At 44.8% G+C, this 21,601-nt stretch carries 21 protein-coding genes; 9 read left to right on the forward strand and 12 right to left on the reverse strand.

Annotated features, from left to right (window positions below; genetic code table 11):
• The first annotated feature begins 17 nt into the window (after positions 1-17).
• Both AB4185_RS00120 and AB4185_RS00125 read left to right on the forward strand, forming a co-directional pair.
• A complete protein-coding gene (locus AB4185_RS00120; RefSeq protein WP_017062242.1) occupies positions 18-1,055 on the forward strand; it encodes a type IV pilus twitching motility protein PilT in 1,038 nt (345 codons plus the stop codon).
• 14 nt (positions 1,056-1,069) lie between these two features.
• Positions 1,070-2,179: a PilT/PilU family type 4a pilus ATPase gene (locus AB4185_RS00125; protein WP_372057955.1), complete on the forward strand. Its 1,110-nt coding sequence runs from the start codon at positions 1,070-1,072 to the stop codon at positions 2,177-2,179.
• 74 nt (positions 2,180-2,253) lie between these two features.
• Here the strand turns inward: AB4185_RS00125 and AB4185_RS00130 are convergent, their stop codons facing one another.
• From AB4185_RS00130 to metK, 9 genes are all read right to left on the reverse strand, one after another.
• Complete coding sequence (locus AB4185_RS00130) at positions 2,254-2,391, reverse strand: hypothetical protein (RefSeq protein WP_170791814.1); 138 nt, start codon at positions 2,389-2,391, stop codon at positions 2,254-2,256.
• Between the two features lie 99 nt (positions 2,392-2,490).
• Positions 2,491-2,913, reverse strand: a complete 423-nt coding sequence (gene ruvX, locus AB4185_RS00135) for a Holliday junction resolvase RuvX (RefSeq protein WP_017062240.1) — start codon at positions 2,911-2,913, stop codon at positions 2,491-2,493.
• A gap of 60 nt (positions 2,914-2,973) precedes the next feature.
• A complete protein-coding gene (locus AB4185_RS00140) occupies positions 2,974-3,537 on the reverse strand; it encodes a YqgE/AlgH family protein (RefSeq protein ID WP_102394125.1) in 564 nt (187 codons plus the stop codon).
• A gap of 116 nt (positions 3,538-3,653) precedes the next feature.
• The gene (gene gshB / locus AB4185_RS00145) at positions 3,654-4,604 is read right to left on the reverse strand and encodes a glutathione synthase (RefSeq protein WP_004735482.1); all 951 of its coding nucleotides are present in this window, start codon (positions 4,602-4,604) and stop codon (positions 3,654-3,656) included.
• A gap of 9 nt (positions 4,605-4,613) precedes the next feature.
• On the reverse strand, positions 4,614-5,345 hold the full coding sequence (gene rsmE, locus AB4185_RS00150) for a 16S rRNA (uracil(1498)-N(3))-methyltransferase (RefSeq protein WP_017062238.1): 732 nt from the start codon (positions 5,343-5,345) through the stop codon (positions 4,614-4,616).
• Positions 5,346-5,498: 153 nt separating this feature from the next.
• The gene (locus AB4185_RS00155; RefSeq protein WP_102333138.1) at positions 5,499-6,230 is read right to left on the reverse strand and encodes an endonuclease; all 732 of its coding nucleotides are present in this window, start codon (positions 6,228-6,230) and stop codon (positions 5,499-5,501) included.
• Positions 6,231-6,381: 151 nt separating this feature from the next.
• The gene (locus AB4185_RS00160) at positions 6,382-6,882 is read right to left on the reverse strand and encodes a SprT family zinc-dependent metalloprotease (RefSeq protein WP_372134646.1); all 501 of its coding nucleotides are present in this window, start codon (positions 6,880-6,882) and stop codon (positions 6,382-6,384) included.
• A gap of 79 nt (positions 6,883-6,961) precedes the next feature.
• On the reverse strand, positions 6,962-7,759 hold the full coding sequence (locus AB4185_RS00165) for a DUF2189 domain-containing protein (RefSeq protein WP_017062235.1): 798 nt from the start codon (positions 7,757-7,759) through the stop codon (positions 6,962-6,964).
• A gap of 368 nt (positions 7,760-8,127) precedes the next feature.
• Complete coding sequence (gene metK / locus AB4185_RS00170) at positions 8,128-9,282, reverse strand: methionine adenosyltransferase (RefSeq protein ID WP_017062234.1); 1,155 nt, start codon at positions 9,280-9,282, stop codon at positions 8,128-8,130.
• A gap of 357 nt (positions 9,283-9,639) precedes the next feature.
• Between metK and tkt the strand changes: the two genes are divergently transcribed.
• From tkt to mscS, 5 genes are all read left to right on the forward strand, one after another.
• On the forward strand, positions 9,640-11,634 hold the full coding sequence (gene tkt / locus AB4185_RS00175) for a transketolase (protein WP_048605833.1): 1,995 nt from the start codon (positions 9,640-9,642) through the stop codon (positions 11,632-11,634).
• A 211-nt stretch (positions 11,635-11,845) separates the two neighbouring features.
• Positions 11,846-12,895 (forward strand): erythrose-4-phosphate dehydrogenase, encoded by a 1,050-nt coding sequence (gene epd / locus AB4185_RS00180; RefSeq protein WP_032545627.1) that lies wholly within the window; start codon positions 11,846-11,848, stop codon positions 12,893-12,895.
• Between the two features lie 166 nt (positions 12,896-13,061).
• Complete coding sequence (locus AB4185_RS00185) at positions 13,062-14,225, forward strand: phosphoglycerate kinase (protein ID WP_017059064.1); 1,164 nt, start codon at positions 13,062-13,064, stop codon at positions 14,223-14,225.
• A 155-nt stretch (positions 14,226-14,380) separates the two neighbouring features.
• The gene (gene fbaA, locus AB4185_RS00190) at positions 14,381-15,457 is read left to right on the forward strand and encodes a class II fructose-bisphosphate aldolase (RefSeq protein WP_010435694.1); all 1,077 of its coding nucleotides are present in this window, start codon (positions 14,381-14,383) and stop codon (positions 15,455-15,457) included.
• 377 nt (positions 15,458-15,834) lie between these two features.
• Positions 15,835-16,701, forward strand: a complete 867-nt coding sequence (gene mscS / locus AB4185_RS00195; protein WP_017063201.1) for a small-conductance mechanosensitive channel MscS — start codon at positions 15,835-15,837, stop codon at positions 16,699-16,701.
• Between the two features lie 96 nt (positions 16,702-16,797).
• Here mscS and AB4185_RS00200 read toward each other — a convergent pair whose 3' ends face one another.
• Positions 16,798-17,427 (reverse strand): LysE/ArgO family amino acid transporter, encoded by a 630-nt coding sequence (locus AB4185_RS00200; protein WP_017059061.1) that lies wholly within the window; start codon positions 17,425-17,427, stop codon positions 16,798-16,800.
• 142 nt (positions 17,428-17,569) lie between these two features.
• Here AB4185_RS00200 and AB4185_RS00205 point away from each other — a divergent pair, with 142 nt between their 5' ends.
• Both AB4185_RS00205 and AB4185_RS00210 read left to right on the forward strand, forming a co-directional pair.
• Positions 17,570-18,466: a LysR family transcriptional regulator ArgP gene (locus AB4185_RS00205; RefSeq protein ID WP_017068706.1), complete on the forward strand. Its 897-nt coding sequence runs from the start codon at positions 17,570-17,572 to the stop codon at positions 18,464-18,466.
• A 111-nt stretch (positions 18,467-18,577) separates the two neighbouring features.
• Positions 18,578-19,291 carry an oxidative stress defense protein gene (locus AB4185_RS00210; protein ID WP_017059059.1) on the forward strand — a complete coding sequence of 238 codons (714 nt, stop codon included), beginning with the start codon at positions 18,578-18,580 and terminating at the stop codon, positions 19,289-19,291.
• 112 nt (positions 19,292-19,403) lie between these two features.
• On the opposite strand, the gene serA is transcribed toward AB4185_RS00210, so the two are convergent.
• Together serA and rpiA are read right to left on the reverse strand one after the other, a co-directional pair.
• Positions 19,404-20,633: a phosphoglycerate dehydrogenase gene (gene serA / locus AB4185_RS00215; RefSeq protein ID WP_017059058.1), complete on the reverse strand. Its 1,230-nt coding sequence runs from the start codon at positions 20,631-20,633 to the stop codon at positions 19,404-19,406.
• A 261-nt stretch (positions 20,634-20,894) separates the two neighbouring features.
• Complete coding sequence (gene rpiA / locus AB4185_RS00220; protein WP_017059057.1) at positions 20,895-21,551, reverse strand: ribose-5-phosphate isomerase RpiA; 657 nt, start codon at positions 21,549-21,551, stop codon at positions 20,895-20,897.
• Positions 21,552-21,601: the final 50 nt, after the last annotated feature.

Genomic DNA, 21,601 nt, shown 5'->3' on the forward strand with positions numbered 1-21,601 from the left:
TACTTAAGGGAAAATAAATGGATATCACTGAGTTACTAGATTTTAGTGTAAAGCATAACGCGTCAGATCTACATCTTTCTGCGGGTGTATCTCCAATGGTACGTATAGATGGTGAAGTAAGGAAGCTTGGAATCCCAGCTTTGAGTCATGCTGATGTGCATCGTTTGGTTTTTGAGATCATGAGCGATTCACAACGCGGCGAGTTTGAAGAAAAACTGGAAGTCGACTTCTCTTTTGAATTACCCAATGTTGGTCGCTTTCGTGTTAATGCGTTTAACCAAGCCCGTGGCTGCTCAGCTGTCTTTCGAACTATCCCTGTCGAAATCCCGACTTTAGATCAGTTAGGTGCACCTGAGATCTTCGAAAGGATTGCTAACTACGAAAAAGGGTTAGTGCTCGTCACTGGTCCAACTGGCTCTGGTAAATCAACGACTCTTGCGGCGATGGTTGATTACGTAAATCGCAACCACAATAAGCATATTCTGACGATTGAAGACCCGATTGAATTCGTTCACACCAATAATAAATGCCTAGTCAACCAGCGTGAAGTTCACCGTGATACCCACAGTTTTAAAGCGGCACTGCGCAGTGCCTTACGTGAAGACCCAGACGTGATTCTGGTTGGTGAACTTCGTGACCAAGAGACGATTAGCTTAGCGTTAACCGCAGCAGAAACGGGTCACTTGGTCTTTGGTACTCTGCACACCAGTTCTGCGGCTAAAACGATCGACCGTATTATCGATGTGTTCCCAGGTAGCGATAAAGATATGGTTCGTTCGATGTTGTCTGAATCACTGCGCTCGGTGATAGCCCAGAAGCTGCTAAAGCGTGTTGGTGGTGGTCGTGTGGCGTGTCATGAAATCATGATGGCAACACCTGCGATCAGAAACTTGATTCGTGAAGATAAGGTTGCGCAGATGTACTCGATCATTCAAACGGGCGCAGCGCACGGCATGCAGACCATGGAACAAAATGCGAAGCAGCTGATGGCGCAGGGCTTGGTTGATTCGGAAGAGGTCGAGAAAAAGATCGAAATTGAAACCTCAATGTTTTAATCAAGGTGGACACAATGGAATTGAATCAAATCCTTGAGGGAATGCTTTCTCAAAAGGCATCGGATCTTTATATCACGGTTGATGCGCCAATCCTTTTTCGTGTGGATGGTGAATTACGCCCCCAAGGAGAGAAGCTGAATGCGGCTCAAGTTGCTCAATTACTTGATGCGATGATGGAACAAGACCGACGTGATGAATATCAGCAAACACGTGAGGCTAATTTTGCGATTGTGCGTGACTTTGGTCGTTTTCGTGTCAGTGCATTCTTTCAGCGAGAGCTACCTGGAGCGGTCATTCGACGTATCGAGACTAACATCCCAACCTTTGAGCAACTAAAGCTTCCTGATGTACTACAGGACCTATCAATAGCTAAGCGCGGACTTGTGCTGGTGGTTGGTGCGACAGGCTCTGGTAAATCGACCTCAATGGCTGCAATGACAGGCTATCGCAACACCAATCGCTCGGGACATATCTTGACGGTTGAAGACCCTATTGAATTTGTGCACGAACATAAAAAGTGCATCGTGACGCAGCGTGAGGTCGGGCTCGACACCGAGAGTTACGAAGTCGCGCTTAAGAACTCGCTACGCCAAGCACCAGACATGATCTTGATTGGCGAAATCCGTAGCCGTGAGACCATGGAATACGCGATGACCTTTGCTGAAACGGGTCACTTGTGTATGGCAACCTTGCACGCCAATAACGCTAACCAAGCGCTAGAGCGTATTCTTCATTTGGTGCCGAAAGAGCAGAAAGAACAGTTCTTGTTTGACCTATCGATGAACCTGCGTGGTGTCGTCGCTCAGCAACTCATTCGCGACAAGAATGGCAGCGGGCGTCATGGTGTATTCGAGATTCTGCTGAATAGCCCTCGTGTTTCTGACTTGATTCGTCGTGGTGAACTACACGAACTGAAAGCAACCATGGCTAAATCGAAAGAGATAGGTATGCAGACCTTTGACCAAGCTTTGTATGGTTTAGTGATAGCAGGCAAGATCAGCGAAGAGGATGCGTTCCACAGTGCCGATTCTGCTAATGACTTGCGCTTAATGCTCAAAACTAGACGTGGTGATGACGACTACGGAACTGGGGCGTTGGCTGGTGTGAAGATAGATATGGGGTGATAAAAAACGCCTGATTTGATTCTAGGTTAAAATCAGGCGTTCATCATATTCATCGTTCGACTGCGTCTGTATTATCAACGCTTCTTGTTCTTAGGCTCGCTGATTACGTCTGCGTCAGTCGAAGTATGATTCATATAACCTGCATTATTGGAGCTTGTCGAACTGCATGCTGATATTGCTAGAGCTACGAAGATTGCTAGAAAAATTTTCATGTGAACTCCCACTTACCTAATAATGAATTGCTTCGACATTACGTCGTAATATCATTATAGGATCACAAAGGAGTTTAATCTTTGAGCTCTTAATTTTCGTTATGAATATTGTGCTTCAAACCAGCTCTCTAAAATGACGACTGCAGACTGGTTATCGACATTGCCTTTGCTTAGCGCTTTATAGCCGCCCATTTCAAAAAGGTCGGCTCTTGCTTCTGTGGTCGAGAGTCTTTCATCATGTAGTTCAACATCGACACCAAATCGTCCTTTAAGGCGGTTAGCGAACTTCTTCGCTCTAGGTGTAATGGTTGCTAAGTCTTTACCATGAAGGTCGGTAGGAAGGCCGACTACAATCAGGTTCGGCTGCCACTCCTTAATTTGTTTTTCGATATCGTCCCAATTTGGGATGCCATCTTTGGCTTTAAAAGCTTTTAGAGGGCTTGCGGTGCCCGTGATTTCTTGTCCTATCGCACTGCCGATACTTTTTGTACCGTAGTCAAATGCCATAATTGTTCGTGACATGGGGTTTCCAAATTTATCTGTGTTTGAGAGTGTCTGTTTATTTTATTTAGCTGATTTGAACTAGGCGTGGCCAGCGTCTGCTGAAAGCTGAGCCGCATTTATTCCTAACATCTGCACGGCGACTTTCCAGCGGTCAGAAATCGGTGTATCGAAGATGACCTTCGGATCGGCTTCAACGGTTAACCATGAGTTCTCGGTCAGTTCGGTTTCCAGTTGTCCCGGTTCCCATCCTGCATACCCAAGTGCGACTAAATAATTCATCGGCTCATCTTCTGTGCCCAACACCATCAAGATATCTTTTGAAGTCGTCACCGAGATTTGATCTGTCATGTTGATGCTGGATTGATAGCTGCCTTTAGGTTTGTGCAAAATAAATCCACGGTCTTCTGCGACCGGCCCACCATTCAATACAGGCTTATCAAGACTTGCTTGGTTGGATTTCGGCTGCTCAGAATCAACCTTAACTTGTTTAAGCATGCTGCCGACAGTGACATCGATAGGGGCGTTGATCATCAAACCCATCGCGCCTTCGTCATTGTGCTCACAAAGGTAAATCACCGAATTTTGAAAGTATGGGTCTTTCATTCCGGGCATAGCAACCAGAAAGTGGTTCGTTAAATTCATAGAGCCTCCTGCCAGTGTGTTCCCAGTAAAGGAAAAAGAGCGGCGTAAAGCCGCTCATTGTTCTTTGCCTAGATATTTATGTGTTTTCGAATAGCTAAGGCTTTCTTTAGTTTAGGCTATTTAGCGTTAACGCGACGCTCAATTGCATCCATTAATTTACCTGTAACTGAAATATCAAAAGCGGCTTCAATTTCACGGATACAAGTAGGGCTAGTCACGTTAATTTCAGTCAGCTTGTCGCCGATAACATCAAGCCCAACAAAGATTAAGCCTTTCTCTTTCAGTGCTGGAGCAACTGCTCTTGCGATAGCCCAGTCTGTTTCACTTAGAGGACGAGCTTCACCTGTACCGCCAGCAGCAAGGTTACCTCGAGTTTCCCCTTTTGCAGGAATACGCGCTAGACAGTAAGGCATTGGCTCACCGTCAACCACAAGAATACGCTTATCACCATTGCTGATGTCTGGAACAAAAGTTTGTGCCATTGCGTAGTTCTGACCGTGGTTGGTCAAGGTTTCAATAATAACTGATACGTTTGGATCGCCTTCTTTCACACGGAAGATAGACGCGCCGCCCATGCCATCAAGTGGTTTTAGAATCACGTCGCCGTGTTCTTCTCGGAACGCTTTAATTTTTTCAGCTTTACGAGTCACGATGGTGGTCGGTGTCAGTTCAGGGAACCATGCCGTGAACAACTTCTCGTTACAGTCACGTAGGCTTTGTGGTTTGTTGACGATCAGTGCGCCGTTCTCTTCAGCACGCTCAAGAATGTAAGTTGCGTAGATGTACTCAGTATCAAACGGAGGATCTTTACGCATTAGTACCGCATCTAAATCGGATAGCGCGATAGTCTGTTCTGATTTGAACTCGTACCAACCGTTTGGATCTTCTTTTAGTTCAACAACCTTAGTGTCAGCAATGGCTACGCCTTGATCTAAATGTAGATCATCCATTTCCATGTAATGGATTTCGTAACCACGACGCTGAGCTTCAAGCATCATGGCAAAGCTAGAGTCTTTTTTGATGTTAATGGATGAAATTGGATCCATTACGATGCCAAGTTTGATCATTTTTTTCTCCTAGCCTAGATCGCCAAAACGGACTTGTAAGGCAGTAATTGCGGTTAGAGCTGCTGTTTCGGTACGAAGTACACGTGGCCCGAGTAGCGTCTCTTCAAATTTGTATTGTTCTGTCATGCCGATTTCTTCAGCCGACAAGCCACCTTCAGGGCCGATCAATAGGCGTACCTTACTGATAGGTTCTGGAAGGGTATTAATTGAGTATTTTGCACGAGGATGTAAGTTCAGCTTTAATGCTTCACTCGGTTCGCTACACCACTCTTCAAGTTGCATGATAGGGCGAATGACTGGAACCGTATTGCGGCCACACTGTTCACACGCCGCGATAGCAATCTTTTGCCACTGTGCGAGTTTTTTCTCGAAGCGTTTTGTATCAAGCTTAACGCCACAGCGCTCTGAAATTAAAGGGGTAATGGTGTTCACACCAAGCTCAACCGATTTCTGAATCGTGAACTCCATTTTGTCGCCACGTGAAATCACTTGGCCTAAATGTAAGTCTAACGGAGATTCGCTGCTGCGTTCGATGCGTTCAGAAACATTAACGGTGACATTTTTCTTTGATACTTCGGCTATCGTCGCAGGGAATTCAGCGCCACTGCCATCAAATAGAAGGACTTCTTGGCCTTCTTTCATGCGAAGGACACGACCAACATGACCCGCGGCATCTTCGCCTAAAGCGAGTGAACCTAACTGATGAATGCGTTCTGGGTGATGAATACGAGGGATTCTCATGCTGGTAAACCTATAAATATGTTCATTTGGGTATTTTGTCTCTGCCTAACATGGATGCTTTTAGTTGAAAAAACAAGGGTAGAGCAAGAGTTTCAGGGGCAATTCTGAAACTCTTGTTTGAGATAGTTAGGAATGTTGATTGTACGAGCGACGTTATTTACAAGCAGGGTAAACAAATGGGTTGTGATTACCTTGGATGGCATAGATTCGCTCATCACGAGTACATTCCCACTTGTCGACAGGAAATTGCTTGTTCCACGCCATCATTAGGTTGGTTTGTTGCTTAGATAGTTTGAAACCATACTCTTGGCTCATGTAAAGGTAAGTACGCGCGATAGAGCCTTTTGCTCTGTCTGGCGGCATAACTTTACGCTGCTTGAAGTTGACCTGCATTTCGCACTGACCATAGCTCACGCCATCCATTCCATTCCACTGGCTGAAGTTGTAGTTCGAACGGTCACCATTTACTTCACCGATAGCTGGCGTTAGGTTGTGGAGATCGGCTTCCATGGACTTGAATACTTTGTCATTGCGAGTGCAGTTCTTGCGCCCGCCATCTTGCCAGCACTGACGCTGGTGGCCGAATTGCCAAGCTGGAACCACGTGTTCCCACTCAATTCGACTCGCTCGCTTTTGTTGTTTTCGGACTTGATAACCACAGCCGTCAAGGTCGGGAATCCCTTTCTTTTTGTCCTTCCATGTAATGTCACAACCACAATAAAATGAAGTCGGGTGGTCGAGATAAATCTTCACCGCTTCTCTTTTTGCTTTGGAGAATGAGCTCGGTGGTGCGGCGAAAACGCTTTGGGTTACCAGTAGGCCAAATACTATTGATAAGTAAAAAGACACAGGTAGGCCAAATGCTTTGATGGTGAGTTTTTGCATAGAAAAAGACTGATAAAAGTATGATAAACATCAGTCTAGCACTCAAAGGATGAGTTTCTCCATTACATTTCTATCATCAACTTAATCGAGTGTTGCTTTCTGAAATAAAAAGGATGGGGTTACCAAATCGAATAGGTGCGAGTCTAGGACTTTAGCTGAGCTGTGTGCCTGTGAAGGATAAGGTTTGATTGCACAGCTGGCAGCGATAGGTCGATTGATTTCGAAGCACTTTATTGTGTCGTCTGATTGATAATGGGTAAGTGGTGCACTCACATCGATATTCAAAGGTTTTCCCTTGAACTGACGCGATTTCAAAGCTGTGAGTTGTTCTGGCTGGCACGTTGAATACTTTTTCCATCACGTATTTCCACTCGTTTCCGTGAGGCCTAACACGTCCGAAAACCTGATGCGTGATCAGGTGTGCGAGTTCATGTGGCACAACCTCGTTGATGAAGGCATCTTCATTTTCAGAAAATAGTACGTGGTTGAGCTTAATTTCGTTGAGCTGAAGGTAGGCCTTTCCCGCCGCTTTGCCTCTTAACTTGAAGGTGATAGTTGGGTGTGGAAATTCACGAGAGAAATGTTGATTTGCGATAGCTAGGCATTCGGCCAATTTCTTATTTGCTCGGTGTTGTTGCGGGGTGTAAGACAAACGTTGTTAACTCCAAATAAAGGCCTCAGCGTTTAAACCAAGGCCTAATCATAACATTGCTTGTTGATCTAGCGATGCTTTACACGTGATGTTTTTTCTTAATGATCTCGTGATAAGCGTGCCATGTAGCATAGCCAAGTAGCGGCATGGTGACGATCATTCCGATGCCGTAGGTGGCAAAACCCACCAAAATACCGGCACAAATAATACTCGCCCAAACCACCATTGCAGGGATGTTCGATTTCACGGCATTAAAGCTAGTGAAAATCGCACTCATCACATCAACGCGTCTCTCCATCATTAACGGAATTGAAAATGCTGAGATGCTAAATATGAGGCTTGCGATAACAAAACCAATCACAGAACCCGTAATTAAGAAGGGAGCGAACTCAGCCAGTGGTGCGCCTTGCACTGAAGGGTAGAGCGCGTGCAATAATGCAGCGATACGCATCCAGAATATCATCGCAACCATCAATACGATCGCAAAGGCCCATTGGTGGGTGGAGTTGCGAGTGATGGCTTTCATCGAGTGCAGTAGGCTTGCGTTGTGGCCTTTTTCTCTTTCCCAAGCTGCGTCATACAAGCCCAGAGCAAGAAACGGCCCTATTAGCATGTACACGATCAGGCTTGGCATTACGACCAAGTGTGTTCCTTGCCATTGGACAAGCTGAACAATGGCGATTGCCGCTCCCATAAAGCACAAACCGTAGAATGCGCTGATTAATGGCATTCTTACCAAGTCATGCAGAGCAAGCGACAACCAATGAAAGGGTGCGGAAATACTGATTTGGTTGCAAGGAATGGTGCGAGCGTAATCCTTATCGCTGACCTTGTGTTTTTTATCGTTCAGTTCGGATGGGTGCGCGGTACGAGGCATAGATCCCCCTAGTTAAATAACGTCCTAGTTATAATTCCATAAGGCTCATCGATGTGGCTTGTGTGAGAGTTATGGTGTTGAGCTAAATTGCTCTTTGTCATCCCAGTTATTGTTCTAGCGTGCATTTAACGAGCGTTATCAGACTGAATTAATTTAAGTTAAATGTGAGCTTGATCGCCTAGGAGTTACCTTAACTATTGTCAGTAGTGCTAGAAAACACAAATTATCAGCGGCTTTTTATACTAAGTGGTTAACGGTAAAGAAGGGCGTTAGGGAAGGGTATTGTGAGTGAAAGTTCGGTAAGTACATAAAAATAAAGCCCTTACTAAGCAGTAAGGGCTTTAAAGGAACACATCGCAGTGGCTAAATTATTTTAGGCCAGCGAAGTCCGCAAGGATTGCTGCTTTGTCAGTCGCTTCCCAAGGGAACTCTTCACGACCGAAGTGACCGTATGCAGCAGTTTGCTTGTAGATAGGCTGAAGAAGGTTCAGCATCTCTTGAAGGCCGTATGGACGTAGGTCGAAGTTTTGACGAACAGCTTCAATGATGATTTCGTGTGCTACTTTCTCAGTACCGAACGTTTCAACCATGATAGATGTTGGATCAGCAACACCGATAGCGTAAGACAGTTGAATCTCACAACGGTCAGCCATACCAGCAGCAACGATGTTTTTCGCAACGTAACGTGCTGCGTAAGCTGCAGAACGGTCAACTTTTGATGGATCTTTACCTGAGAATGCACCGCCACCGTGACGAGCTGCGCCGCCGTAGGTATCAACGATGATCTTACGACCAGTTAAACCACAGTCACCCATTGGGCCACCGATTACGAAACGGCCTGTTGGGTTGATGAAGAAGTTAGTATCTTTGTTGATCCACTCAGCAGGAAGTACTGGCTTGATGATTTCTTCCATTACTGCTTCGCGTAGGTCAGGCGTTGTTACTGAATCACAGTGTTGAGTAGAAAGAACAACAGCATCGATACCAACGATCTTACCTTGGTCGTATTGGAAAGTAACTTGAGATTTCGCATCTGGGCGAAGGAAGTCAAGCTTACCGCTCTTACGTACTTCAGCTTGCTTCTTAACAAGAAGGTGAGAGTAAGTAATTGGAGCTGGCATTAGGATAGGAGTTTCGTTAGTCGCGTAACCAAACATGATGCCTTGGTCGCCTGCGCCTTGCTCTTTAGGGTCTTCTTTATCAACACCTTGGTTGATGTCTGGAGACTGCTTACCAATTGTGTTTAAAACAGCACAAGAGTCAGCGTCAAAGCCCATGTCAGAATGAACGTAACCAATTTCACGTACTGTTTCACGAGTGATTTCTTCGATATCAACCCATGCAGACGTTGTTACTTCACCGCCAACCATAACCATGCCGGTTTTAACGTAAGTCTCACAAGCAACACGTGCTTTTGGATCTTGTTCCAAGATGGCATCAAGAACAGCATCAGAGATTTGGTCTGCAATTTTATCTGGATGGCCTTCTGAAACAGATTCAGAAGTGAATAGGTGCTTAGCCATGAGAGCTCCACTTTTAGTTTTTGGTGTAAATAGTTTATGGCGTCGCAAGCTAGGAAGCGCCGCCATTAAATACAGTATATTTTGTAGGTGTTTCTACATCTAGACGGCTATTCTAAATTCCAGCGGTCGAATTACAAGCTCTTTTTTATGATATGTCATAACTAATCGTTTGCGTATCGATCGAGATAAGCCACTGCCAAGTGATGTAAATGTTCGAAAATTGCGAAAAATGACCGTTAAAATGCCAGTAAAACGTTTGCAGTCGCAATAGTCGTTTGAGAGAATACCCGCGCTAATAAAAATGAAAACTTTAGCAATTATCTCTTTTTTAAATCGCTTATGTATCCAGGAGCAGACATGCCTTCTCGTAAAGATCTAGCCAATGCAATCCGCGCACTTAGCATGGACGGTGTTCAACAAGCAAATTCAGGCCACCCAGGCGCGCCTATGGGCATGGCTGACATCGCTGAGGTTCTTTGGCGTGGCCACTTGAACCACAACCCAGCAAACCCAGAATGGGCTGACCGCGACCGTTTTATCCTGTCTAACGGCCATGGTTCAATGTTGATTTATTCTCTGCTTCACCTTGCAGGTTACGAGCTTTCAATTGAAGACCTGAAAAACTTCCGTCAACTGCACTCTAAGACTCCAGGTCACCCTGAGTACGGTTACGCTCCTGGTATCGAAACAACGACTGGTCCTCTAGGTCAAGGCATCACTAACGCTGTTGGTATGGCAATGGCTGAGAAAGCACTGGCGGCACAGTTCAACAAAGAAGGCCACGACATCGTAGACCACTACACTTATGCATTCATGGGTGATGGCTGTCTGATGGAAGGTATCTCTCACGAAGCATGTTCTCTAGCAGGTACGCTAGGTCTTGGTAAGCTGGTTGCTTTCTGGGATGACAACGGCATCTCTATCGATGGTGAAGTTGAAGGTTGGTTCTCTGACGATACACCTAAGCGTTTTGAAGCATACGGTTGGCACGTAATCCCAGCAGTAGATGGTCACGACTCTGATGCTATCAACGCAGCGATTGAAGCGGCTAAAGCGGATCCTCGTCCAACGCTTATCTGTACTAAAACTATCATCGGTTTTGGTTCTCCAAACAAAGCGGGTACGCATGACTGTCACGGTGCTCCACTAGGCGCTGATGAAATCACAGCAACTAAAGCAGCATTGGGTTGGGAACACGGTCCTTTCGAAATCCCAGCAGATATCGCAGCTGAGTGGAATGCGAAAGAAGCAGGCGCAGCGAAAGAAGCAGCGTGGAACGCGAAGTTTGACGCATACGCAGCGGCTTACCCAGAGCTAGCAGCTGAATTCAAACGTCGTACTAACGGCGAGCTACCCGCTGAGTGGGAAGAGAAAGCAAACGCAATCATTGCTGATCTTCAAGCTAACCCAGCAAACATCGCTTCACGTAAAGCATCTCAAAACGCACTAGAAGCGTTTGGTCAAATGCTTCCAGAATTCATGGGCGGCTCTGCTGACCTTGCGCCTTCTAACCTGACTATGTGGTCTGGTTCTAAGTCTCTTGAAGCAACTGACTTTTCTGGTAACTACATCCATTACGGTGTACGTGAATTCGGTATGACGGCTATCATGAACGGTATCGCTCTGCACGGTGGTTTCGTGCCATACGGCGCAACGTTCCTAATGTTCATGGAATACGCGCGTAACGCAATGCGTATGGCTGCTCTGATGAAAGTTCAGAACATCCAAGTTTACACGCACGATTCTATCGGCTTAGGCGAAGATGGCCCTACTCACCAACCGGTTGAGCAGATCGCTTCTCTACGTCTGACTCCAAACATGAGCACATGGCGTCCATGTGACCAAGTTGAATCTGCAGTGGCTTGGAAACTGGCTATTGAGCGTAAAGATGGTCCTTCATCTCTAATCTTCTCTCGTCAAAACCTTGCACAACAAGATCGTAATGCTGAGCAAGTTGCTAACATCGCTAAGGGTGGTTACATCCTGAAAGATTGTGAAGGCAAGCCAGAGCTAATCATCATTGCAACTGGTTCTGAAGTTGAGCTTGCAGTTGAAGCTGCTGCACAACTAACCGCTGAAGGTAAAGCTGTACGCGTAGTATCTATGCCTGCAACTGACGCATTCGACAAGCAAGACGCTGAATACCGTGAGTCTGTACTTCCATCTGATGTTACAGCGCGTATCGCAGTAGAAGCTGGCATCGCTGACTTCTGGTACAAATACGTTGGCTTCGGTGGCAAGATCATCGGTATGACAACGTTCGGCGAATCTGCACCAGCAGGTGAGCTATTCAAGATGTTCGGTTTCACTACTGAAAACGTAGTAAACACAGCGAAAGAGCTTCTTGCTTAATCATTGACTGATGGCCTGTGCTAACAGTTAAATGAAGGAAAAACCGAGCGCTGAGCTCGGTTTTTTGTCTCTGGGATTTGTTTCTTCTAGGCTTATCTCTACAAGCAACAGATTAACCTGTCCTAACTAAACGGGGTTATTCAAGTAATGCCTTTTGGGTAGGATTCAGTTATCATCTGTTGCACGAAATTTTGGTTAGATGTACGGAAATATGCTAAAAGTCGCGATAAACGGATTTGGAAGAATAGGGCGTAATGTATTACGCGCTGTCTATGAAAGTGGCAAAAGCCAACAAATCAAAGTAGTAGCTGTTAATGAGCTTGCTCAGCCTGACGCTATGGCTCATCTATTGCAGTACGACACCAGTCACGGCCGCTTCGGTAAGAAAATCTCTAACGATCAAGAGCACATTTATGTCCATCATGGCATTGGTGCTGAAGACAAGGGTGAGTTTGATACCATTCGTATCTTACATCTTGCTGATATTGAGCTGTTGCCTTGGCGTGACCTTGAGGTGGATATCGTTCTCGATTGTACCGGTGTTTATGGTTGCCGAGATGACGGCCTCGCGCACATTGCTGCAGGGGCGAAAAAGGTACTGTTTTCTCACCCCGGTGCCAATGACCTCGATAACACCATTATCTATGGTGTGAACCACGATACCATCGAAGCGGACCACCAAATCGTTTCCAATGGTTCGTGCACCACCAACTGTATTGTTCCTATCATTAAGGTTCTTGATGACGCCTTTGGCATTGAGTCCGGTACTATTACAACTATTCACTCTTCAATGAATGATCAACAAGTTATCGATGCGTACCACAGCGATTTGCGTCGTACTCGAGCGGCAAGCCAATCGATCATTCCTGTCGATACCAAGTTGCATAAAGGTATTGAAAGAATCTTCCCGAAATTTTCCAACAAATTTGAAGCTATATCTGTGCGTGTGCCGACGGTAAACGTAACAGCGATGGATTTAAGTGTCACAATTAATGCAAATGTGAAAGTTAATGACGTAAATCAAACCATTGTTAATGCATCCCAGTGTACATTACACAATATAGTTGACTATACTGAAGCGCCGCTGGTTTCCATCGACTTTAATCACGATCCCCATAGCGCAATCGTTGATGGTTCACAAACTCGAGTGAGCAACGGCCACTTAGTTAAAATGCTAGTGTGGTGTGACAATGAATGGGGCTTTGCGAACCGAATGCTGGATACGGTTCTTGCAATGCAAGCTTCTGAAGGCAAGAAGTAAGACCTAGAAGCAAATGTGCGGATTATTTATTTTTTAGCTTGAAATAAATACTAAGAGTCCACATATTATTAGTAGTGAAAGAATTACCAGTTGAATAATTTATAGGCTTAGCAGGGTTGCTGAGTTTCCAAAACTTTATATTTATTTAAATTTGAGAGGACAAATCATGTCTGTGATCAAGATGACTGACCTGGAACTTGCAGGTAAACGCGTATTTATCCGTGCTGACCTAAACGTACCAGTAAAAGACGGTAAAGTAACTTCAGATGCACGTATCCTTGCATCTCTACCAACTATCAAACTTTGCCTAGAAGCTGGCGCAAAGGTAATGGTTACTTCTCACCTTGGTCGTCCTACTGAAGGCGAATACAACGAAGAGTTCTCTCTAGCTCCTGTAGTTAACTACCTAAACGACGCACTAGACTGCGAAGTTAAACTAGCTAAAGATTACGTAAACGGCCTAGAGCTAAACGCTGGTGAACTTGTTGTTCTTGAAAACGTTCGTTTCAACAAAGGCGAGAAGAAGAACGAAGAAGCACTTTCTAAGCAATACGCTGCACTATGTGACATCTTTGTAATGGATGCATTCGGTACAGCTCACCGTGCTCAAGCTTCTACACACGGCGTTGGTACTTACGCTCCTGTAGCATGTGCTGGCCCTCTTCTAGCTGCTGAGCTTGAAGCGCTTGGTAAAGCAATGGACAACCCAGCTCGCCCACTAGTGGCTATCGTTGGTGGTTCTAAAGTTTCTACTAAACTAACCGTTCTAGAATCTCTTTCTAAAATTGCTGACCAGCTTGTTGTTGGTGGTGGTATCGCGAACACATTCATCGCTGCTGAAGGCCACAACGTAGGTAAGTCTCTATACGAAGCTGACCTAGTTGAAACGGCTCAAAAGCTAATGAAAGAGTGTGCTATCCCAGTAGCAACTGACGTTGCATGTGCTAAAGCATTCGACGAAAACGCAGAAGCTGAAATCAAGCACGTTTCTGAAGTTCAAGACGACGACATGATCTTCGACCTTGGTCCAGATTCAACTGCGGCACTAGCTGAAATCATCGGCAACGCGAAAACAATCCTTTGGAACGGCCCTGTAGGCGTATTCGAATTCAAGAACTTCGAAGCGGGTACAGCTGGTATCTCTAAAGCAATCGCTGAGTCTGCAGGTTTCTCTGTAGCAGGTGGTGGTGACACGCTAGCAGCTATCGATAAGTTCGGTATCAAAGCTGACGTTTCTTACATCTCTACTGGCGGTGGCGCTTTCCTTGAATTCGTTGAAGGTAAAGTACTTCCTGCAGTAGCAATGCTTGAAGAGCGTGCTAAAGCATAATTGATTTAGAAAGGCGAGATGTGAATCTCGCCTTTTAACGTTTGCTGCATATCACACTTTTTTGCTAGAATGGCATAAGTTGTGAGCAAACGATTGCAAGTTTTTAAACTTAAGTTTTTTAATCTTAAAACGATAGAATAAATAGGACTATTTCCATGTCTAAGATCTTCGATTTTGTAAAACCTGGTGTGATTTCTGGCGATGACGTACAGAAAGTATTTGAAGTAGCAAAAGAAAACAAATTTGCTCTTCCTGCTGTAAACGTTGTTGGTACTGACTCTGTAAACGCAGTACTAGAAGCAGCTGCTAAAGTTAAAGCTCCAGTAGTTGTTCAGTTCTCTAACGGCGGCGCTGCATTCTTCGCAGGTAAAGGCGTTAAACTTGAAGGTCAAGGCGCACAAGTTCTTGGCGCTGTAGCTGGTGCAAAATACGTACACGCTGTAGCTGAAGCTTACGGTGTTCCAGTTATCCTGCACACTGACCACGCTGCTAAGAAACTTCTTCCATGGATCGACGGTCTACTAGACGCTGGTGAAGAGTTCTTCGCACAAACTGGTAAGCCTCTATTCTCTTCTCACATGCTAGACCTTTCTGAAGAGTCTCTAGAAGAGAACATCGAAACATGTGCTAAGTACCTAGAGCGCATGGCTAAAATGAACATGACAATCGAGATCGAACTTGGTTGTACTGGTGGTGAAGAAGACGGCGTTGATAACTCTGATATGGACGCATCTGAGCTTTACACTTCTCCAGAAGACGTAGCATACGCTTACGAGAAACTAATGGCTGTTAGCCCACGTTTCACTATCGCTGCATCTTTCGGTAACGTACACGGTGTTTACCAAGCTGGTAACGTTGTACTTACTCCAACTATCCTACGTGACTCTCAAGCATACTGTGCAGAGAAGTTCGGTATCGCACCTAACGCTCTAAACTTCGTATTCCACGGTGGTTCTGGTTCTTCTGAAGCAGAAATCCAAGAGTCTATCGGCTACGGTGTTATCAAAATGAACATCGATACTGATACACAGTGGGCAACTTGGGACGGTATCCGTCAGTACTCTGCTGACAACTTCGATTTCCTACAAGGTCAAATCGGCAACCCAACTGGCGAAGCTGCTCCAAACAAGAAGTACTACGATCCACGCGTATGGCTACGTGCTGGTCAAGCTTCAATGGTTGCTCGTCTAGAGAAAGCATTTGCTGACCTTAACGCTGTAGACGTACTATAATTCTTTGAATTAAGTACTCTTTAAGTTTTAAAAACCCGCTCATTGAGCGGGTTTTTTTATATCTGATAAAAACTTGTACTAAATATGTGAAAAACCTAGCGTGCGGTGAATAAATTTCGTAGTCTTTTAGTTATCGGTATTTGTGTTTATCGGTAAGTTTTAATAATTCAAAAGCTTACATAAATATGACTTTGCAATCTGTCAAAGATAGGATATCGTGCCGAAAAACTGAACTTGGTTCAGTTTATAAAAAGGACTTGGCTTTAATTTACTTTTAACACAATGACTTAACGGTAATTACACTGTTTATTATATTGCAGAGTAAATGAGGCTTAAGGCAGTTTAGCCCATAGCATATTATATAGAGGATGCACATTATGGCTGATAGTTCGACAGCGATTGAGACTCCACTTGTGGATGGTTTGTCTCAAGCAGAGCAGTGGTTAACAAATAATTCAGATTTATTTATCCAATATGGCGTAAATATCATTTCAGCACTGATAATTCTATTTATTGGCAACCTTATTGTTAAAGCAGTAGCGAATAGCGTGTCTAAGGTTCTTCAGAAGAAGAAAATGGACCGAGCAGTTGTGGAGTTCGTCCATGGTTTAGTTCGTTACTTGTTGTTTGTGATTGTTTTAATTGCTGCACTTGGTCGTTTAGGTGTTCAAACGGCATCTGTAGTTGCTGTTATTGGTGCGGCTGGTTTAGCCGTTGGTCTTGCACTACAAGGCTCACTATCTAACTTTGCTGCTGGTGTACTTATCGTTGCATTCCGTCCATTTAAGTCTGGTGACTATGTGGAAATTGGTGGTGTGGCAGGTTCAGTTGATTCTATTCAAATCTTCCAAACGGTTCTAACAACGCCAGACAACAAAATGGTTGTAGTACCTAACGGTAGCGTTATCGGCAGCCCAATCACAAACTATTCTCGTCATGCGACGCGCCGTATTGATCTAATGATTGGTGTTTCTTACAACGCTGATCTTCAGAAGACAAAAGCGCTACTGACTAAGATCTGTGAATCTGATGAGCGTGTACTGAAAGAACCTGGCGTTCAAGTTGGTGTTCATACGCTTGCTGATTCTTCAGTTAACTTCGTTGTTCGTCCATGGGTTAGCACTGCTGACTACTGGAATGTTTATTTCGACCTGATGCAAGCAATCAAAGAAGGCTTGGATAACGAGGGTATCGAAATTCCATTCCCGCAAATGGATGTACACATGAATAAAGTAGAAGCTTAATTCCTAGTTAGTTTTTATAACTATAAGCTTTTATAAGGAAAGGCGGATAACTTAGGTTATCCGCCTTTTTTGTTGGTTTCATGAAGCTAAATAGATTTACCAGTATTGCTCAATAAGTCCATCGGTAAGCACCGTTGCTATGGCGAACATCATGGTTGCGACTGCGATATCAATGCCTTTCTTAACCTTAGGTTTAGATAGCGTCGGGCCTAGTTTTGCAGCGCCTAATGACAAAGAATAGAACCAGACGAACGAAGCCAATATAGTCCCCATAGCAAATGCAATTCTGTCGTTGCCTTCAAATTGCCCACCAATGGATCCAAGAATTACCACGGTATCCAAATAGAGATGTGGGTTTAATACTGTTACTGCCAATGCCCCTAAAATAACGGTGCGCTTGCCACGCGCTAATATCTCACCTTTCGACTCATCACTGGTGCGCACTTTGAATGCACTGCGTAGTGAGAGCAAACCATACACAGTCAGAAAAGCGATGCCACCTAGTGTCACTGAGGTAAGCAGTAATTCATTTTGCGACAAGATCGCTCCGCCGCCAAAAATGCCTAATGAGATAAACAGAGTATCGAGCAGGCTACAAATCGTTGCTGTCGTTAAATGATGATTGCGTTTTATCCCTTGATTTAGGACGTACGCATTCTGAGCGCCAATAGGGATAATCATACTTGCCCCTAGACCAAAACCTTGTAATAAAACCCAAAAACTCATTTTAACCTCCACTTATTTAACGATATTTACGTGCTATATGGCGAAGATACTCTGACCCTTTAAATAAGTATAATTAATGATTTTAATCCATTATTAGAGTTGCTAATGTGGTGATGAGTTAGCTTAAAAAGGAAGCAAATTGATGCGCGGATTGGATTATAAATGGATTGAAGCACTGGATGCTGTAGTAAAACAACGTAGCTTCGAAAGGGCTGCTGAGCAGTTATATATCTCCCAGTCGGCGGTATCTCAACGCATCAAACAGCTGGAAAAGTGGTTGGCTCAGCCAGCCTTGGTGAGAGAAAGCCCGCCTAGGCCAACGCCTGCGGGTAAAAAACTACTGGGCTTATATCGCCGTGTTCGTTTGTTAGAGCACGAGCTTGTGCCTGAGTTGATGAATGAAGAGGGTAATCAACCACTATCGATATCCATAGCCACCAACGCTGATAGTTTGGCGACATGGTTGCTACCAGCTTTGTCGGATGTGATTAAGTCTCGCCAAGTCGAGTTGAACCTCGCGATTCATGGTGAGTCGAGAACCATTGAAAAGATTAAAAGTGGCGAGGTGGCCGGTGCAATCAGTTTGGAGTCTCAAGCGATTCCTGGCTGCAGTGCTGACTATCTCGGTAGGATGGATTATGTGTGCGTGGCTAGCCCTGACTTTCATCAGCGTTACTTTGCAGAGGGCGTAAACTACGCCACCTTAAGCAAAGCACCTGCGGTTTCCTATGATCAATACGATGATCTGCATAAGAAGTTTCTGCATGATCATTTTAACGTCCCGAGAGACAGTGTGATCAATCATACAGTCGGCAGTTCAGAAGCATTTGTGCGCTTGGCATTATCGGGTGTAGCCTATTGCTTGATCCCCCGATTACAGATTATCGATGAGCTCGAGTCTGGTGCTCTGATTGATATTACCCCTGGCTTTCTGCTCTCTTATCGCATCTATTGGCACCATTGGCAGCTTGAGAGCGGAGTATTAAAAGAGGTATCCCAAGCAATATTGAGTTTTGCTCACAATCACTTACCTCAGTAAACTGTTGGTTTTTTCAGCGTCAAAGTTCTGTTAGAAGTGTGTGCTCTGGATTGGCTAAACGATAAATTGCTCTATGATGAAAGGACATTTGTTTAGCATAGGTCATACCTAATGAAGCTTGTACCAAAGATGTTAGCAACGTCTCTTACTCTTACTGCGGCGTTGAGTGCTGTGAGTTTTCCATCATTGGCTGACTCTCCATCCTTTCCTCATATTTCAACGACAGGCTATGGTGAAGTGATCGCTACACCTGATATGGCGACATTCTCTGTGAGAGTCGTGGAATCGACGATGACTGCTGAACAGGCTAAAAATACCGTTGATAAAGTCGTGACAGGCTTTCTAAACAAGCTACATCAAGCTGGTGTTGATGAGGCGAGTGTACACAGCTCTAACCTGTATTTATCTCCTCAATATCATTACCCGAAAGATGGCAAACCGGAACTGGTTGGCTACCGCGCCTCACGTAATGTGACCGTTCAAGTGACTGAGCTAGCTAATCTTAATGAGTACATGGATATTGCGATTGGAGAAGGCATTAATCAGATCGACAACATCCAACTGCAAGTTCGCGACCAAGCTAAGTATCAAGAGCAAGCGCGCTTAGAAGCCATTAAAGATGCGACATCAAAAGCTAAATCATTGGCGAGTGGTTTTGAGCGCGAGTTAGGTGATGTATGGCGCGTGGATTACAACGCCCAATCTTCTCAGCCAGTACTCATGCGTTCAATGGCGATGGATGCAAGAACAGAATCGAACTCTTATGAAGACTCAACGATCACCATTCGTGATCGCGTGAATGTGATCTACCAGATCGAAGAGTAATGACAGTGCTATAGAAGGTTTTGGATCATGACGACCTAATTACCTACGATAGGCCAAATGCTAAAAAGGCTCTCATGATGAGAGCCTTTTTTATGCATTTTGAGTGTGATGATTAGTGAAGAAGACGAGCACGGATTGTGCCTTCGATCTCTTTCAGTTTAAGCAGTGCTTCTTCAGAGCGATCGGCTTCTACATCGATAACGACATAACCCATATCAGCCGCAGTCTGTAGGTATTGACCCGCGATGTTGATCCCTTCCTCAGCGAAGATGGTGTTGATCTGAGTTAGGATGCCTGGGCGGTTTTCGTGAATGTGTAATAAACGAGACGTTCCAGTATGCAGTGGTAGTGATACCTCAGGGAAGTTAACACTTGATAGCGTAGAGCCGTTATCAGAGTATTTCGCTAGCTTACCAGCAACTTCAACACCAATGTTCTCTTGTGCTTCTTGAGTTGAACCACCCACGTGAGGCGTTAGGATCACGTTATCGAACTGCATTAATGGAGACTCAAACGGGTCTGCATTGGTTTTTGGTTCTGTTGGGAAAACATCAATAGCCGCACCTGCAAGGTGTCCAGACTCCAGAGCGCCACACAGAGCAGGAATATCGACTACCGTGCCACGAGCTGCGTTGATAAAGATAGAACCAGGCTTCATGCGCTCGAACTCTTCTTTACCCATCATGTCTTTTGTTTCGTTGGTTTCAGGTACATGCAAAGAGATTACGTCACACTTGTTCAGTAATTCCGTCATGGTATGAACTTGCGTTGCGTTACCCAGAGACAGTTTGTTTTCAATGTCGTAGAAGTAAACACGCATGCCAAGGTTTTCAGCAATAATACCCAGTTGAGTACCGATGTGACCGTAGCCAATAATACCTAAACGCTTACCACGGGCTTCGTAAGAGTTGTCGGCACTCTTTTTCCAGATGCCACGGTGTGCAAGCGCGTTCTTTTCTGGAATGCCACGTAGTAGCAATAGAACCTGACCAAGAACGAGCTCAGCAACGCTTCGAGTGTTTGAGAACGGTGCGTTGAACACAGGGATACCGCGTTTTGCTGCTGCTTGAAGGTTGACTTGGTTAGTACCAATACAGAAACAACCGACGGCAACCAGCTTTTCAGCTGCATCAATAACTTCTTGGGAGATATTAGTGCGAGAACGAATACCAATGAAATGAGCATCTTTTACTGCTTCAAGAAGTTCATCTTCCGGTAGCGAGCCTTTGTGGTACTCAATGTTTGTGTAACCAGCGGCTTGCAGTACTTCTACAGAAGAAGGGTGAAGACCTTCTAGAAGTAGAATTTTAATTTTTTCTTTTTCCAGTGAAACTTTGGCCATTGTTCTCGTCCTTAAAATGGAAAGGTTGGGCAAATGCGGCGCACGTGCTACAAAATGGCTGAAAGGGGAACAAATTCACCACTTTGTTAGGAGACAAACGTTTTCTCTGTGCGTCTTCTGAACAATAAAGTAACAAAAAAAAAATGTTTTGGGTAAGAAAATTACGGAATAAGACATAATTTTACAGCAATAAAGCAAAAAAAACGGCGCCCTAGGGCACCGTATGTAATGAAGTAACAGAAAAACTCAATCTTCTATTATTTATTCTTCGATTTTTGCACCTTCAGGCGTGCCGGTGATAACCACATCAGCACCACGGTGAGCGAACAGACCAACCGTCACCACACCAGCTATACCATTGATGATATCTTCTAGTTGTTTCGGGTTTTCGATCGCCATGCCGTACACATCTAGGATCACGTTGCCGTTATCGGTTGTGCAGCCTTCGCGGTAAACTGGGTCACCACCAAGCTTAACCAACTCACGTGCCACGTATGAACGTGCCATTGGGATTACTTCAACAGGCAGTGGGAATTTACCCAACACATCAACTGCTTTAGTACCGTCAACAATACACACAAACTTATCAGAGATAGCCGCTACGATTTTTTCACGAGTCAAAGCAGCGCCGCCGCCTTTGATCATATCGCGAGTTGGGTTGATTTCATCTGCGCCATCAACATAGATGTCTAGCTTAGCGACATCGTTACACTCATACACTTTGATCTCTAGCTCTTCTAGTCGCTGCGTTGAAGCAACAGAGCTTGAAACCGCACCTTTGATTTTGTCTTTCATTGTGCCTAGTGCGTCGATGAAGTGATTTACTGTAGAGCCAGTACCTACACCTACAATGCTGCCTTCTTCAACATATTGAAGTGCTGCCCAGCCAGCTGCTTTTTTCATTTCATCTTGAGTCATGCCATTCTCCTGAATAAGGTCTTGCGCTTTGAATTGATCGTTTGCGTAAT

The sequence above is a fragment of the Vibrio sp. 10N.286.48.F5 genome (genome assembly GCF_041469785.1).
In the GTDB taxonomy this organism is placed as follows: domain Bacteria; phylum Pseudomonadota; class Gammaproteobacteria; order Enterobacterales; family Vibrionaceae; genus Vibrio; species Vibrio crassostreae_C.

Coding starts and splice junctions, on each gene's coding strand:
- AB4185_RS00120 (WP_017062242.1), top strand. CDS start 18: ATGGATATCACTGAGTTACTAGATTTTAGTGTAAAGCATAACGCGTCA.
- AB4185_RS00125 (WP_372057955.1), top strand. CDS start 1,070: ATGGAATTGAATCAAATCCTTGAGGGAATGCTTTCTCAAAAGGCATCG.
- AB4185_RS00130 (WP_170791814.1), bottom strand. CDS start 2,391: ATGAAAATTTTTCTAGCAATCTTCGTAGCTCTAGCAATATCAGCATGC.
- ruvX (WP_017062240.1), bottom strand. CDS start 2,913: ATGTCACGAACAATTATGGCATTTGACTACGGTACAAAAAGTATCGGC.
- AB4185_RS00140 (WP_102394125.1), bottom strand. CDS start 3,537: ATGAATTTAACGAACCACTTTCTGGTTGCTATGCCCGGAATGAAAGAC.
- gshB (WP_004735482.1), bottom strand. CDS start 4,604: ATGATCAAACTTGGCATCGTAATGGATCCAATTTCATCCATTAACATC.
- rsmE (WP_017062238.1), bottom strand. CDS start 5,345: ATGAGAATCCCTCGTATTCATCACCCAGAACGCATTCATCAGTTAGGT.
- AB4185_RS00155 (WP_102333138.1), bottom strand. CDS start 6,230: ATGCAAAAACTCACCATCAAAGCATTTGGCCTACCTGTGTCTTTTTAC.
- AB4185_RS00165 (WP_017062235.1), bottom strand. CDS start 7,759: ATGCCTCGTACCGCGCACCCATCCGAACTGAACGATAAAAAACACAAG.
- metK (WP_017062234.1), bottom strand. CDS start 9,282: ATGGCTAAGCACCTATTCACTTCTGAATCTGTTTCAGAAGGCCATCCA.
- tkt (WP_048605833.1), top strand. CDS start 9,640: ATGCCTTCTCGTAAAGATCTAGCCAATGCAATCCGCGCACTTAGCATG.
- epd (WP_032545627.1), top strand. CDS start 11,846: ATGCTAAAAGTCGCGATAAACGGATTTGGAAGAATAGGGCGTAATGTA.
- AB4185_RS00185 (WP_017059064.1), top strand. CDS start 13,062: ATGTCTGTGATCAAGATGACTGACCTGGAACTTGCAGGTAAACGCGTA.
- fbaA (WP_010435694.1), top strand. CDS start 14,381: ATGTCTAAGATCTTCGATTTTGTAAAACCTGGTGTGATTTCTGGCGAT.
- mscS (WP_017063201.1), top strand. CDS start 15,835: ATGGCTGATAGTTCGACAGCGATTGAGACTCCACTTGTGGATGGTTTG.
- AB4185_RS00200 (WP_017059061.1), bottom strand. CDS start 17,427: ATGAGTTTTTGGGTTTTATTACAAGGTTTTGGTCTAGGGGCAAGTATG.
- AB4185_RS00205 (WP_017068706.1), top strand. CDS start 17,570: ATGCGCGGATTGGATTATAAATGGATTGAAGCACTGGATGCTGTAGTA.
- AB4185_RS00210 (WP_017059059.1), top strand. CDS start 18,578: ATGAAGCTTGTACCAAAGATGTTAGCAACGTCTCTTACTCTTACTGCG.
- serA (WP_017059058.1), bottom strand. CDS start 20,633: ATGGCCAAAGTTTCACTGGAAAAAGAAAAAATTAAAATTCTACTTCTA.
- rpiA (WP_017059057.1), bottom strand. CDS start 21,551: ATGACTCAAGATGAAATGAAAAAAGCAGCTGGCTGGGCAGCACTTCAA.